Below are 13688 nucleotides of genomic sequence, written 5' to 3'. Positions count from 1 at the left end.
GAGCCCCTGCGTGCAGGCAGCCGTCGCCGTCACTCCCGCCCGACTCCCGGAACTGCTGCTCGGTCTCGCCACCGTGCGGCCGGTCTTCCTGTGGGGCGCACCCGGCATCGGCAAGTCCTCCCTGGTGAGGAACTTCGCCGACTCGCTGGGCCTGGAGTGCGTGAGCCTGCTCGGCACCCAGCTCGCGCCCGAGGACCTGATCGGCGTACCGCAGATCCGGGACGGGCGGTCGGTGTTCTGCCCGCCCGAGACCATCGCCCGCGACGAGCCGTACTGCCTGTTCCTGGACGAGCTGAACGCGGCCACTCCGGACGTGCAGAAGGCGTTCTACTCGCTCATCCTGGACCGTCGCATCGGCAGCTACGAGCTGCCCAAGGGCTCCATCGTCATCGGCGCCGGCAACCGCGCCACCGACAACGCCCTCGCCCGCCCCATCGCCTCCGCGCTGGTCAACCGCCTCACCCACGTCCACCTGGACGCCTCCGCGAAGGACTGGCTGGCCTGGGCCGCCGAGAACGGCATCCACCCCTGGATCACGGACCACCTCACCGACCGCCCCGACCACCTGTGGTCCAATCCGCCCAAGACCGAGGAACCGTTCTCCACCCCGCGCTCCTGGCACATGCTCTCCGACGCCCTGCACTCCTTCGGGCAGGATCTCGACGAGGAGACCCTGAAGGTCCTCGCGCACGGCACGCTGACCCCCGCCCACGCCACCGCCTTCTGCGGCTACGTCAAGATCGTCCGCAGCCGCTTCGGCATCGAGGCGATCCTCAGGGGCGAGGCCCGCTGGCCCAACCGCCTCCAGGACCGGGACCTGCTCTACTACCTCGCCGAGTCCTTCCGCGGCCGGCTGGTCAAGGAACTGCCCGCGAGCAAGGAGCACATGTCGGCGAACGGCCGCCAGACCGCCTACCGCGCCAAGTCGCTGCTCGTCCAGCTCGCCGAGATCTCCGTCGAGGTCGCCCAGAGCGTCATCGCCTCCGACGCCGACGGCAACCCGGTGCTGCCCGCCTGGTTCCTCGTCGAGGCCGCCCGCGACATGCCCCGGCTGGTCGAGGCGCGACGGTGAGCCGGGCCGCAGGGCAGAAGCGGAAGAAGAAAAAGAAGGACCCGGCCGCCGAGAACTGCGCCAAGGGCGTGCAGCTGGCCTGGGCCAACCCGGCACTGGCCGCGATGGAGGTCAAGCTGTGCCGGGAGGAGGAGTGCCGGGTCGCACCCCGGCAGGGACTCGTCCGCGTCAGCTCCAACGGCCGGCTCCACCTGCACCCCACCCGCCACGCCGAACCCGCCGAGTGGGCGTGGGCCATCGCGCACGCGCTGATCCACCTCGGCTTCGGCCACGTACCCGCCGCGACCGGGGAGCGCGTCCAGCCCGACCGCTACGACCTCGCCGCCCGCTGCGTCGTCGTCAACCGCTTCCTCCAGACCTTCCCGGTCGGCCGCACCCCGGACGACCTGCCGCCGGCCTACCCCGACGGCGACGAGGAGCGCATCGCCGCCGCCTGGCGCCGCGAGGGCGGCATCCCGGCCGCCTACGAGCACTGCGGCACCGCCGGCCGCGAACCCGACCAGCTCCTCGTGCCCTGGGACAAGTACAGCGGCCGGGCCCCGGACTGGCAGCTCGCCTTCGCCCACGCGCTGACCCGCACCATGTCCACCGCCCTCGACCTCGCGGGCGGCCGGCGTGACGACATGCTGGGCGGTCCCACCCGCCTGCACCCCTGGCAGCGGGCCCTGAGCTGGTTCGTCTCCTCCTACCCGCTGCTCGGCGGCATCGCGGCCGGCATCACCCTCGTCGCCGACGCCGAACTGGCCCGCGCCCACGGCATCTCCGTCGCCGCCGTCGACGCCGAGGCCGGCGAGATCTACGTCAACCCGCTGCGGCGCTTCGACGACGAGGAGTGGCGGTTCGTCCTCGCCCACGAGATGCTGCACGCCGCCCTGCGCCACGGCGACCGCCGCGGCACCCGCGACCCCTACCTCTTCAACGTCGCCTGCGACTACGTCATCAACGGCTGGCTCGTCGAGATGCGGGTCGGCACCATGCCCGAGGGCGTCCTGCACGACCCGGCACTGGCCGGCCTGTCCGCCGAGGAGGTCTACGACCGCATGGCCGGCGACCTGCGCCGCATACGCCGCCTGTCCACCCTGCGCGGCAAGGGCGTCGGCGACATCCTCGGCGGCCCGCTCGGCCCGCCCCGCGACCACGTCGACCTCGACGGCTTCTACCGGCGCGGTCTGACCCAGGGACTCGACCTGCACCGGCAGCAGGAACGCGGCTTCCTCCCCGGCGGCCTGGTCCAGGAGATCCGCGCGCTCAGCCATCCGCCGCTGCCCTGGGACGCGCGGCTCGCCCGCTGGTTCGACGAGTTCGTGCCCCGCCCGGAGCCCGTACGGTCGTACGCCCGCCCCTCCCGACGCCAGGCCGCCACCCCCGACATCCCGCGCGCCGGGCGGTACTTCCCGCCCGAGGAGACCGCCCGCTGCACCTTCGGCGTCGTCCTCGACACCTCCGGCTCCATGGACCGCACCCTGCTCGGCAAGGCGCTCGGTGCCATCGCCTCCTACGCCGAGGCCCGCGACGTGCCCGCCGCCCGCGTCGTCTTCTGCGACGCGGCACCCCACGACGCCGGATACCTGCCCGTGACGGACATCGCGGGCCGGGTGCGGGTGCACGGACGCGGCGGCACCGTCCTCCAGCCCGGCGTGGACCTGCTGCTGCGCGCCGACGACTTCCCGCCCACCGCGCCCGTCCTCGTCATCACCGACGGATGGTGCGACGTGCTCAGGGTGCGGCGTGAGCACGCCTACCTGATTCCGCGGGGCGCGCGGCTGCCGTTCACCGCCCGAGGACCGGTCTTCCGGGTGAGCTGAGCCGGAGTGTGATCGGATGGGGGTGGGAACCCGGTCGCGGGCTCCCACCGCCCCAGTACAGCAAGAGAATTCGAGAGGACCCGCCGTGGCAACCACGCGCTCCGCACACACCGTCTGGGAAGGCAACCTGCTCGAGGGCAACGGTGTCGTCACCTTCGACTCGTCCGGCATCGGCGAGCAGCCGGTGTCGTGGCCGTCGCGCGCCGAGCAGGCGAACGGCAAGACCAGCCCGGAAGAGCTGATCGCCGCCGCCCACTCCAGCTGCTTCTCCATGGCGCTGTCGCACGGCCTGGCCGGCGCCGGCACCCCGCCCACCAAGCTCACCACCTCGGCCGACGTCACCTTCCAGCCGGGTGAGGGCATCAAGGGCATCCACCTCACCGTGGAGGGCACCGTCCCCGGCATCGACAACGACGCGTTCGTCGCCGCCGCCGAGGACGCCAAGAAGAACTGCCCGGTCAGCCAGGCCCTGACCGGCACGACCATCACCCTCACCGCGAAGCTGGCGTAACCGGCTAGGAGCCCGCGCGCTCCCAGCCCCGCCGGTCCGGGCGCGGCCCCAGCTGTCTGGGGTCGCGCGACCGGTAGACCACGTACGGCCGGACCAGGTACTGCACCGGCGCGCTGAACATGTGCACGAGCCGGGTGTAGGGCACCAGGGCGATCAGCACCATCCCGATCACCGCGTGCACCTGGTACAGCACCGGCACCCCCACCATCAGCTCCGTCTCCGGCCGGAGGGTGAACAGGCTGCGCGACCAGGGCGCGATGGTGTGCCGGTAGTCGTAGCCGGTGCCCGAGGAGTGCGCGAGCTTGGCCACCATGCCCAGCACGATCGCGCCGAGCAGGAAGACGTACATGCCCTTGTCGTTGGCGGTCGTCGCCCGGAAGACGGGCGCGTTGGTGCGCCGCCGGTAGATCAGGAGCAGGATCCCCGCCACCGCGAGCACTCCGGCCGCCGTGCCGCCGTACAGCGACAGCAGGTGGTACGCGTGCTCGCTCACGCCCACCGCGTCCGTCCACGACTCCGGGACGAACAGCCCGACGAGATGGCCGACCAGCACGAACAGGATGCCGTAGTGGAACACCGGCGAGGCGATGTTCAGCAGCTTCGACTCGTAGACCTGTGAGGAACGCGTCGTCCAGCCGAACCGGTCGTAGCGGTGGCGCCAGACCAGGCCGGCGATCAGCAGGGCGAACGCGGCGTAGGGCAGGACGCCCCAGAGGAAGACGGTCACGGGCGGGCTCCGGTGGGTGCGGGCGGCAGGGTGGCGCACACGGCGTCCAGGACGCACGCGTAGGGCGTGCCGAAGGCGGTGAGCCGGGAGCGGAGCCGGCCCAGGGCGTCGCGGTGCTCGGTGAGCATGCCGATGTCCCCGGTGCGGGAGGCGAACTCCAGGACGGCGGGCAGGAAGTCCGGCAGTTCCTCGTCCGTGAACTCCAGTCCGTGGGCGCGGTACAGCTCCTTGAAGCGGACCAGGGACATCCCGCGGTTGCGGGTGTCGCCGTCGGTCCACCAGCTCAGGTACAGGCTGTGCCGGTTCTTGAAGTCGAAGACCTCCACGTAGTGCGCCTGGAGTTCGCCCTGCGACGTCACGGCCGCGTGGTCGGTGAAGGCGCGCAGTTGCGGCGCGGCCTCGCGCAGCAGCGGCAGCCGGGCGCGGAAGTCGTCGTCGGGATACGTCAGACAGAGCGCCGCCGCCTGGTACAGCACCTCGAAGCCGGGCATCGGATCAGACCTCCCTCTCGTCGTCCGCGGTCTGCCGCCGGCGCAGGACGTGGAAGTTCTCCACGGGCACCAGCGGCAGCCGCCTGCGTCCCGAGTCCTGGCCGAACGGCCCGTCCCCGCCCATCCCCGGGCCGCCGTCGGTGTCCAGGCTGCACGTGTCCGGCAGCGCCGACGCCTCCAGCCGGTGCGCGTCCCCGACGGCCGCCGTCGGGATCACGTACCGCTCCTCGTACTTGGCGATCGCCAGCAGCCGGTACATCTCCTCGACGTCCCGCGGGCGCATGCCGACGCTCGCGCAGACGCCGGGGTCGGGGTCCTCGCCGAGGTTGACCGACCGCATGTGGGAGCGCATCGCCGCCAGCTTCTCCAGCGACGCCCGCACGGGGCCGGTGTCGCCCGCCGTGAACAGTTCCGCCAGGTACTCCAGGGGGATGCGGAGCGTGTCGATCGCGCCGAAGAGGTTGTCCGCGTCCTCGCCGTCGTGCCCGGTCTCCGTCAGCGCGTCCACCACCGGCGACAGCGGAGGGATGTACCAGACCATCGGCATGGTGCGGTACTCCGGGTGCAGGGGCAGCGCGACCCGGTACTTGCTCACCAGCGCGTGCACGGGGGAGCGCCGGGCCGCCTCCAGCCAGTCGTACGGGATCCCCGCCTCCTCCGCCGCCCGCCGCACCCCGGGGTCCTCGGGGTCGAGGAAGACACCCAGCTGTGCCTCGTACAGGCCCTGCTCGTCCGGTGTGGAGGCCGCCTCGGTCACCTTGTCGGCGTCGTAGAGCACGACCCCCAGATATCTGAGCCGCCCCACGCAGGTCTCCGAGCAGACCGTCGGCTGCCCGATCTCGATGCGCGGATAGCAGAAGGTGCACTTCTCGGCCTTGCCGGTGCGGTGGTTGAAGTACACCTTCTTGTACGGGCATCCGGTCACGCACATCCGCCAGCCCCGGCAGCGGTCCTGGTCGACGAGGACGATGCCGTCCTCCGACCGCTTGTACATCGCCCCGGACGGGCACGACGCCACGCACGACGGGTTGAGGCAGTGCTCGCAGATGCGCGGCAGGTAGAACATGAAGGTCTCTTCGTACGCGAACCGCACCTTCTCCGACGCCTGCCGGCGCGTGCGCTCCACCATCGGGTCGAGGTCGCCGTAGGCGGGGGCGCCGCCCAGGTCGTCGTCCCAGTTCGAGGACCAGCCGATCTTCATCGGCTTGCCGTCGAGCTGCGAGACGGGCCGGGCGACCGGGTAGTCGGAGCCGAGCGGGGCGTCGGTGAGGTTCTTGTAGTCGTAGGTCCAGGGCTCGTAGTAGTCCTTGATCTCCGGGAGCCTCGGGTTGGAGAAGATCCCGGCGAGCTTCCTGAACCTGCCGCCCGCCTTCGGCTTCAGCGCGCCGCGCCGGTTCAGCTCCCAGCCGCCCCGCCACCTCTCCTGGTCCTCGTAGCGGCGGGGGTAGCCCTGGCCGGGGCGGGTCTCGACGTTGTTGAACCAGACGTACTCCATGCCGCGCCGGTTGGTCCACGCCTGCTTGCAGGTGACCGAGCAGGTGTGGCAGCCGATGCACTTGTCGAGGTTCATGACCATGGCGACCTGGGCCATCGGGCGCATCAGTACTCGACCTCCTGGCCGCGGCGGCGGATCACGGTCACCTCGTCGCGCTGGTTTCCCGTCGGGCCGAGGTAGTTGAACGCCCAGGACAACTGGGCGTAGCCGCCGATGAGATGGGTCGGTTTGAGGATCAGGCGGGTGAGGGAGTTGTGGATGCCGCCGCGCTTGCCGGTGGTCTCCGCGAGGGGCACGTTGACCGTGCGTTCCTGCGCGTGGTGCATGTAGACGGTGCCGGGCGGCATGCGGTGCGAGACGATCGCGCGGGCCACGACCACGCCGTTGCGGTTGACCGCCTCGATCCAGTCGTCGTCGGACACGCCGATCGCCTCCGCGTCCTGGGTCGACATCCAGATGGTCTGGCCGCCCCGGGACAGCGCCAGCATGAACAGGTTGTCCTGGTACTCGGAGTGGATGGACCACTTGTTGTGCGGGGTGAGGTAGCGGACCGTCACCTCCCGGTGGCCGTCCGGGCCGAGCCGCGGCTCGCCGAACAGCCGGCTCATGTCCAGCGGCGGCCGGTACACGGGCAGCGCCTCGCCCAGCTCGTGCATCCAGTCGTGGTCGAGGAAGAAGTGCTGGCGGCCGGTGAGGGTGTGCCAGGGCTTGAGGTGCTCGGTGTTCAGCGTGAACGCCGTGTACCGGCGCCCGCCGGCCTCGCTGCCCGACCACTCCGGCGAGGTGATCACCGGCACGGGCGCCGCCTGGGTGTCCGCGTACGTGATCCGCCTGCCCTCGTGCTCGGCGGCCAGGTGGGCCATCTCCTGCCCGGTCTTCGCCTCCAGCGTGTGGAAGCCCTGGACGGCCAGGCGCCCGTTGGTCGTGCCGGACAGGGCCAGGATGGTGTTGGCGGCCTTGACCGCCGTGTCCAGCGCCGGACGCCCGTCGGCCGGGCCGCCGCGCACCGCGCCGTTCATGTGCCGCAGCCGGTCGACCTCCTCGTCCGGCTTCAGGGTGATGCCCTTGGCGGGCAGGCCCTTGGTCTCCACCAGCGGGCCCAGCGCCGCGAACTTCGCGCCGACCGCCGTGTAGTCCCGCTCCACGACCACGAGGTCCGGCAGGGTCCTGCCCGGCTCCGGCGCGCACTCCCCGCGCCGCCAGTCCCGTACGACCCCGCCCGGCTGGGCGATCTCGCCCGGCGTGTCGTGCTGGAGCGGCGCCGCCACCAGGTCCCTGCGCACCCCGAGGTGGCCGGCGGCCAGCTCGCTCAGCTTCTCCGCGAGCGCCTTGAACGTGTCGAAGTCGGTACGGGTCTGCCACGGCGGGTCCACCGCCGGGGAGAAGGCGTGTACGTAGGGGTGCATGTCCGTGCTGGACAGGTCGTGCTTCTCGTACCAGGTCGCGGCGGGCAGCACCACGTCGGACAGCAGCGTGGACGAGGTGTGCCGGAAGTCCAGCGACAGCAGCAGGTCGAGCTTCCCCTCGGGTGCCTCGTCGCGCCACACCACGTCCCGTGGGCGCTCCTGGGGCGCGGCCTCCTCGGCGCGCAGCGACGAGTGCGTGCCCAGCAGGTGCTTGGTGAAGTACTCGGCGCCCTTCGCCGACGAGCCGAGCAGGTTGGCCCGCCACAGGGTCAGGATCCGCGGCCAGTTCTCCGGCGCGTCCGGGTCCTCGCAGGCGAACTTCAAGGTGCCCGCCCGCAGTTCGGCCACCGCCCTCGCCACCGGGTCGCCGAACGCCTCGCCCAGCTCCAGCGGGTTGCGGTCGAAGGTCGGGTACGACGGCATCCATCCCGTCCGCGCCGACAGCGCGAGGCAGTCCGCGCCGGTCATGCCCGCCAGTCGTCCCTCGCCCAGCGGCGAGGCCAGCACGTCGGCGCCGAACCGGTCGTAGCGCCACTGGTCGGTGTGGAGGAACCAGTACGCGGTGCCGATCATCTGGCGCGGCGGGCGCGACCAGTCCGACGCGGCGGCCAGCGACGCCCACCCGGTCACCGGACGGCACTTCTCCTGGCCCACGTAGTGCGCCCAGCCGCCGCCGTTGCGGCCCTGGCAACCCGTCAGCTGGAGCAGCGCGAGGAAGGCCCGGTAGATCGTCTCCGAGTGGAACCAGTGGTTGGTGCCCGCACCCATCAGGATCATGCAGCGCCCCTTGGAGCGCTCGGCGGTCCGCGCGAACTCCCGGGCGATCCGCACGCAGGCCGCCGCCGGTACCGAGGTGTGCGTCTCCTGCCAGGCCGGAGTGCCGGGCGCGGCCGCGTCCTCGTACGACGCCGGCCAGTCACCCGGCACCCCGTCCCGCGCCACGCCGTACTGCGCCAGCAGCAGGTCGAACACCGTGGTCACCAGCGGCCCGTTCGCCCCGCCCAGCCGCGTCGCCGGTACACCCCGGCGGACCACCTCACCGCGGCCCTGCGCGTGCGCGCCGCCCTCGGTGTCGAAGCGCGGGAGCAGCACCTCGACGCCCGACGCCATCGCGTGGCCGTGCAGGCTCAGCAGCGGCCGTACGTCACCGAGGTCGAGGTTCCACCGGCCCTGGTCCGCCTCGTTCCAGCGGAAGCCCAGCGAGCCGTTGGGGACGACCGCGCGGCCCGTCGCCCCGTCCAGCACGACCGTCTTCCAGCGGGCGTCCTCGCCCTCCTGCCCCAGGTCGGCCGCGCGCAGGAACTTCGCCGGGACGTGGGCCCCGTCCCGCTCGGTCAGCGTCACCAGGAACGGCAGGTCGGTGAAGCGCCGTACGTAGTCGTCGAAGAAGGGGGTGGCGCGGTCGACGAAGAATTCCTTGAGGACCACGTGCCCCATCGCCAGGGCCAGTGCGGCGTCGGTCCCCGGGTGCGGGTGCAGCCACTGGTCGGCGAACTTGGTGTTGTCGGCGTAGTCCGGGGAGACGACCACGACCTTCTGGCCCCGGTAGCGGGCCTCCGCCATCCAGTGGGCGTCCGGCGTGCGCGTCACCGGGACGTTCGAACCCCACATGATCAGATACGCCGCGTCCCACCAGTCACCCGACTCCGGCACGTCCGTCTGGTCGCCGAAGACCTGCGGGGAGGCCACGGGCAGGTCCGCGTACCAGTCGTAGAACGACAGCATCGGCGCGCCGATGAGGGAGTGGAAGCGGGCGCCCGCCGCGTGCGACACCATCGACATCGCCGGGATGGGGGAGAAACCCGCGATGCGGTCGGGGCCCCGGGTGCGGATGGTGTGGACGTGGGCGGCGGCGACCATCTCGACGGCCTCGTCCCAGGTCGCCCGGACCAGGCCGCCCTTGCCGCGCGCCCGCTGGTAGCGCCGCCGCCGCCGAGGGTCGCCCTGGATGTCGGCCCAGGCCAGCACCGGATCCGACAGCCGCGCCTTCGCCTCCCGGTACATCTCCAGCAGCACCCCGCGCACGTACGGGTAGCGCACCCGGGTCGGCGAGTACGTGTACCAGGAGAACGCCGCGCCGCGAGGGCAGCCGCGCGGCTCGTACTCGGGACGGTCCGGGCCGACCGACGGATAGTCCGTCGCCTGGGTCTCCCAGGTGATGATGCCGTCCTTGACGAACACGTTCCAGCGGCAGGAACCGGTGCAGTTCACGCCGTGCGTGGAGGTCACGACCTTGTCGTGGCTCCACCGGTCGCGGTAGAAGGCGTCCGACTCCCGGCCGCCGACCAGCCCGATGCTGTGCAGGTCGGGGGCTGCCGTACCCGGCCGGAAGAACCGTCCCGCCCGCAGCAGCGCCGCGCCCGGCTCGGTGGGCGGTGTCCGCGTGTCGGTCACGTGCGCTCCCTTGATCGACCGGGCCCTGGGTCCGAACCTAGGGGCGGGCGCGGGAGCGCACCTGTTCGCGGGGCCCGTACGGGTCAGGCGGGCGGCGCGGCGTCCGGGTCAGGCCTTGCGGGCCACCCCCGCGTACACCGGCACGATGCCCTCCGCCTGCGCCGCCACGTCCTCCGGGTCCGGCCGCCACCCGGTGACCGGGATGGTGCCGGGCCCCAGCAGCTCCAGGCCGTCGAAGAAGCGCGAGAACTCGGTGAGGGAGCGCGGGTAGAACGGCGTGCCGCTGCGGGCGAACAGACCGGCGGCCTTGCCCACCGCCTCGGGGTTCAGATCGGGTGTGACCTGGGAGAGGACGAGGTAGCTGCCCGGGGCGAGGGCGTCGACGTACCGCTTCAGCAGACCGTGCACGTCGTCGCCGTCGACCGCGTCGCCGAGGTAGTGCGTCAGGGCCACCAGCGACAGGGCGACCGGCCGGCCGAAGTCCAGGGACTCACCCGCCAGCCGCAGGATCGTGTCCGGATCCCGGACGTCCGCGTGGACGTACTCGGTGGATCCCTCCGCCGAGCCGTGCAGCAGTGCCTCGGCGTGCCGCAGGACGATCGGGTCGTTGTCGGCGTAGACGACGCGTGACTCGGGCGCCACCGCCTGGGCCACCTGGTGCAGGTTCGGCTCGGTGGGGATGCCGGTGCCGATGTCCAGGAACTGGCGGATCCCGGCCTCGGCGAGGGTACGGACGGCGCGGTGCATGAACCGGCGGTTGGCCCGCGCCCCGCGGACCGCCGTGCTGTCCGCGGCGAGGATCCTGCGGGCCAGCTCCTCGTCCACCGGGTAGTTGTCCTTGCCGCCCAGCCACCAGTCGTAGACGCGGGCCGGATGCGGCCGGCTGGTGTCGATGGGGGCGGGGGTGGCGTCGGATCCGGTCATGCGCTCTCGTCTCCTCGGAGCCTGGTGGGTGGTCGGGCCCGGGCTGTGCGGGCCCGGTGCGTTCGGACGCGGGTGTTCGGGGCGGGGGGCTGGGGACTGGGGACTGGGGCCCGGTGTGCCGGGGGCGCCGGGTCAGAAGGCCTCGCGGTACTCGCGCAGGACCTTCTCGGTGCGCTCGGTCGAGGCGGCACGTGCTGTCATGTGGTCCAGCACCTCCAGATGCGCGGAGACCTCCGCGCGGGAGTCCAGGTACAGCGCACCGGTCAGGTACTCGGTGAAGACCATGTCCGGCAGCTCCGGCTCCGCGAACCGGAAGAGCGTGAACGGCGCGTACGTTCCGGGGTGCGGCCCGTCCGCGAACTCGGCGACCTGGAGCGTCACCCGGTCCCGGGCCGAGAACTCCAGCAGCTTCTCCAGCTGGTCGCGCATCACCCGGCCGTCGATGCTCACCGGGCGCCGCAGCACCGTCTCGTCCATCACCACCCACAGGTGGGGCGCGTCCGCGCCCTCCAGCAGCCGCTGCCGCTCCATGCGCAGCGACACGTGCCGCTCCACCGCGTCCAGGCCCGCGCTCCCGATCGTCCCGGCCTCCAGCACCGAGCGCGCGTAGTCCTCGGTCTGCAGCAGCCCCGGGACGAAGTGCGGCTCGTAGGAACGGACGATCCGCGCGGCACCCTCCAGGCTCACGTACATGCTGAACCAGTCCGGCAGCACGTCGTGGTACCGCTGCCACCAGCCCGGCTGGTTCGCGTCCTCGGCCAGCGCGACGAACGCCGACACCTCGCCCTCGGGCACGCCGTACGCCGTCAGCAGGATCTGGATGTACGGGATCTTCAGGGCGACCTCGGCCGTTTCCATGCGCCGCACGGTCGCGGGGGCCACCCGGAGCACCTTGGCGGCCTCCTCGCGCTTGAGGCCCGCCGCCTCCCGGAGTTCCTGCAGCCGTCTGCCGAGGACCACCTGGCCCACGGTGGGTGCGGCCCGCCGCTCACTCACGCCACGCCTCCCCAACGCGCCCAAGTCTGCCCGCAGTGTGTCATGTTCCCCCGTCGGTCTCACAGGGGTGGGCGGGGACCAACATCATTACCTGCCGGGTAATCGACCCGGCGGGGCCCGGACGGGATCGTGGAGTCACCGGGTTCCGGGCCGGCGCACTCCGGCCCGGAACCCGGCCCCGCAGCCGTGTCCGACCCCGACGGAGGGTGACTCGTCATGTCCACGAACCAGCTGGCCGCACTCGCCCGCACCGCCGAACCGCAGCTGATGCTGCGCCGCTTCCTGGTGCTGGACGCGGTGGTGACCGGTGCCAACGCGGTCGCCTACCTCGCGCTCTCGGGGCCCCTGGGCCGCTTCCTCGGCGCCGGCTCCGGGCTGCTGCTCGGCCTCGGCGCGTTCCTCGCGGTGTACGCGGCCGGTGTGGCCCTGGTGGCCGCGCGCCGCCGGCCTCCGGCGCTCGCCGTGCGGGCCGTGGTCGAGGCCAACCTCGCGTGGTCGGCCGTCAGTTTCGCCGCCCTCGCCCTCTGGCTGACGCCCACCACGGCCGGTGCGGTGTGGACGGTGCTCCAGGCGCTCGCCGTCGCCGGGTTCGCGCTGCTCCAGTACGCGGCACTGAGGCAGCGTCAGGAGACCAGCGTGTGAAGGTACTTGACCGTCGCCGGATCGGCCGGGAGCAACGTCTCGATGGCCAGCTCGGCGACCGTCACGTCCATCGGCGTGTTGAAGGTGGAGATGGACGAGATGAACGACAGGACGTGGCCCTCGTGTTCGAGCTGCATGGGCAGCGCGAAGTACGGCACCGGCTCGGCCGGCTCCTCCCCCGCCGCGGTGTCCGGCACCGGATACGCCGCCACCTCCTCGTACAGCGCCCGCAGCGGCTCCGAGCGGCGCAGGGCGATCTGCCCCCGCATCTGCTCCAGCAGATGCCCGCGCCACTCGCGCAGGTTGCGGATGCGCGGCGCCAGGCCCTCCGGGTGCAGGGTCAGCCGCATCGCGTTCAGCGGCGGCTCGAGCAGGTGCTCCGGCACGCCGTCCATCAGCATCAGGATGCCCCGGTTGGCGGCCAGCACCTGGTACGTCGCGTCGACGACCAGCGCGGGATAGGGCTCGTAGCCCCGGATCAGCCGCTCCATGCCCTCGCGCAGGGCGTCCATCGCCGGATCGTCCAGCGGGGTCTCCGGGTAGTGCGGGGCGTAACCGGCCGCGAGCAGCAGCGCGTTGCGCTCCCGCACGGGGACGTCCAGGTGCTCGGCGAGCCGCAGCACCATCTCCGCGCTCGGCCGGGAGCGGCCCGTCTCGACGAAGCTGATGTGCCGGGCGGAGGAGTCGGCGCGCAGGGCCAGCTCCAGCTGGCTGATCCGCCGCTGCTCCCGCCAGGCCCGCAGCAGGGGACCCACGCCCTGGGCGGTGGGGGCGGTACCGGACATGAGTGCGGTCATACGCCGAACGGTAGCCGACGGCGGTCCGCACCGGGACCGGCCGACGCTCCTGACCAGGGCCCGCGCGGCGATCCTGTGGCAGGCTGAAAAGGTGCCGCCGCCGAGGAGAGGAGCGCAGCCCATGCCCGTCGGACCGCTGTCGCAGAAGGAGATCGAGGAGAGGCTGGCCGAACTGCCGGGCTGGTCCCTGGACGCCGGCCGCCTCACCCGTTCCTACCGGCTCGGCTCGCACTTCGCGGCGACCGCGATGGTCGTCCACATCGCCCAGGTGCAGGAGGAACTCGACCACCACTCCGACCTGACCCTCGGCTACGACACGGTCTCCCTCGCCGTGCACACCCACAGCGCGGGCGGCGCCGTCACCGAGAAGGACGTCGAGCTCGCCCGCAGGGTGGAGGACCTGGCCGCCGGCCATGGGGCACACTGAC

12 protein-coding genes are annotated in these 13688 nt (G+C 72.3%); 5 read left to right on the top strand and 7 right to left on the bottom strand.

From position 1 onward, the window contains the following. The first annotated feature begins 10 nt into the window (after positions 1 to 10). The 3 genes from ACP4J0_RS05515 (at position 11) to ACP4J0_RS05505 (ending at position 3388) form a co-directional block, all read left to right on the top strand. Positions 11 to 1072, top strand: coding sequence for an ATP-binding protein (locus ACP4J0_RS05515; RefSeq protein ID WP_426597454.1), 1062 nt, complete (start codon positions 11 to 13; stop codon positions 1070 to 1072). Then, positions 1069 to 2877: a DUF2201 family putative metallopeptidase gene (locus tag ACP4J0_RS05510; RefSeq protein WP_426597453.1), complete on the top strand. Its 1809-nt coding sequence runs from the start codon at positions 1069 to 1071 to the stop codon at positions 2875 to 2877. Before ACP4J0_RS05515 ends, ACP4J0_RS05510 begins: the two co-directional genes overlap by 4 nt. Before the next feature lie 85 nt (positions 2878 to 2962). Next, entirely contained in the window at positions 2963 to 3388 is a 426-nt protein-coding gene (locus ACP4J0_RS05505) for an OsmC family protein (RefSeq protein ID WP_217253971.1), read from the top strand. Between the two features lie 4 nt (positions 3389 to 3392). On the opposite strand, the gene narI is transcribed toward ACP4J0_RS05505, so the two are convergent. From narI to ACP4J0_RS05475, 6 genes are all read right to left on the bottom strand, one after another. Next, positions 3393 to 4115 carry a respiratory nitrate reductase subunit gamma gene (gene narI, locus ACP4J0_RS05500; RefSeq protein ID WP_426597452.1) on the bottom strand — a complete coding sequence of 241 codons (723 nt, stop codon included), beginning with the start codon at positions 4113 to 4115 and terminating at the stop codon, positions 3393 to 3395. Further along, complete coding sequence (gene narJ / locus ACP4J0_RS05495) at positions 4112 to 4606, bottom strand: nitrate reductase molybdenum cofactor assembly chaperone (RefSeq protein ID WP_426597451.1); 495 nt, start codon at positions 4604 to 4606, stop codon at positions 4112 to 4114. Before narJ ends, narI begins: the two co-directional genes overlap by 4 nt. A 4-nt stretch (positions 4607 to 4610) precedes the next feature. Further along, positions 4611 to 6206, bottom strand: coding sequence for a nitrate reductase subunit beta (narH, locus tag ACP4J0_RS05490; RefSeq protein ID WP_426597450.1), 1596 nt, complete (start codon positions 6204 to 6206; stop codon positions 4611 to 4613). Then, positions 6206 to 9901 carry a nitrate reductase subunit alpha gene (locus ACP4J0_RS05485; RefSeq protein WP_426597449.1) on the bottom strand — a complete coding sequence of 1232 codons (3696 nt, stop codon included), beginning with the start codon at positions 9899 to 9901 and terminating at the stop codon, positions 6206 to 6208. Before ACP4J0_RS05485 ends, narH begins: the two co-directional genes overlap by 1 nt. A gap of 108 nt (positions 9902 to 10009) precedes the next feature. Further along, positions 10010 to 10825, bottom strand: a complete 816-nt coding sequence (locus ACP4J0_RS05480) for an SAM-dependent methyltransferase (RefSeq protein WP_426597448.1) — start codon at positions 10823 to 10825, stop codon at positions 10010 to 10012. Between the two features lie 132 nt (positions 10826 to 10957). Then, a complete protein-coding gene (locus ACP4J0_RS05475) occupies positions 10958 to 11821 on the bottom strand; it encodes a helix-turn-helix domain-containing protein (protein WP_426597447.1) in 864 nt (287 codons plus the stop codon). Positions 11822 to 12037: 216 nt separating this feature from the next. On the opposite strand from ACP4J0_RS05475, the gene ACP4J0_RS05470 reads away from it, so the two are divergent. Next, the gene (locus tag ACP4J0_RS05470) at positions 12038 to 12463 is read left to right on the top strand and encodes a hypothetical protein (RefSeq protein ID WP_426597446.1); all 426 of its coding nucleotides are present in this window, start codon (positions 12038 to 12040) and stop codon (positions 12461 to 12463) included. Here the strand turns inward: ACP4J0_RS05470 and ACP4J0_RS05465 are convergent. Further along, complete coding sequence (locus ACP4J0_RS05465) at positions 12445 to 13260, bottom strand: helix-turn-helix domain-containing protein (protein ID WP_426597445.1); 816 nt, start codon at positions 13258 to 13260, stop codon at positions 12445 to 12447. The genes ACP4J0_RS05470 and ACP4J0_RS05465 overlap by 19 nt on opposite strands. A gap of 121 nt (positions 13261 to 13381) precedes the next feature. On the opposite strand from ACP4J0_RS05465, the gene ACP4J0_RS05460 reads away from it, so the two are divergent. Continuing rightward, a complete protein-coding gene (locus tag ACP4J0_RS05460; RefSeq protein WP_426597444.1) occupies positions 13382 to 13687 on the top strand; it encodes a 4a-hydroxytetrahydrobiopterin dehydratase in 306 nt (101 codons plus the stop codon). Position 13688 lies beyond the last annotated feature (1 nt).

The organism is Streptomyces sp. WG7 (assembly GCF_049975785.1).
GTDB lineage: Bacteria > Actinomycetota > Actinomycetes > Streptomycetales > Streptomycetaceae > Streptomyces.
The sequence above is the reverse complement of the archived record's forward strand: the minus strand, read 5'-3'. Positions and strand labels throughout refer to the sequence as shown.

Bases quoted from the DNA above. Each gene is read 5' to 3' on its own strand.
- narJ (WP_426597451.1), bottom strand. From the start codon at position 4,606: ATGCCCGGCTTCGAGGTGCTGTACCAGGCGGCGGCGCTCTGTCTGACG.
- narH (WP_426597450.1), bottom strand. From the start codon at position 6,206: ATGCGCCCGATGGCCCAGGTCGCCATGGTCATGAACCTCGACAAGTGC.
- ACP4J0_RS05480 (WP_426597448.1), bottom strand. From the start codon at position 10,825: ATGACCGGATCCGACGCCACCCCCGCCCCCATCGACACCAGCCGGCCG.
- ACP4J0_RS05470 (WP_426597446.1), top strand. From the start codon at position 12,038: ATGTCCACGAACCAGCTGGCCGCACTCGCCCGCACCGCCGAACCGCAG.
- ACP4J0_RS05465 (WP_426597445.1), bottom strand. From the start codon at position 13,260: ATGACCGCACTCATGTCCGGTACCGCCCCCACCGCCCAGGGCGTGGGT.
- ACP4J0_RS05460 (WP_426597444.1), top strand. From the start codon at position 13,382: ATGCCCGTCGGACCGCTGTCGCAGAAGGAGATCGAGGAGAGGCTGGCC.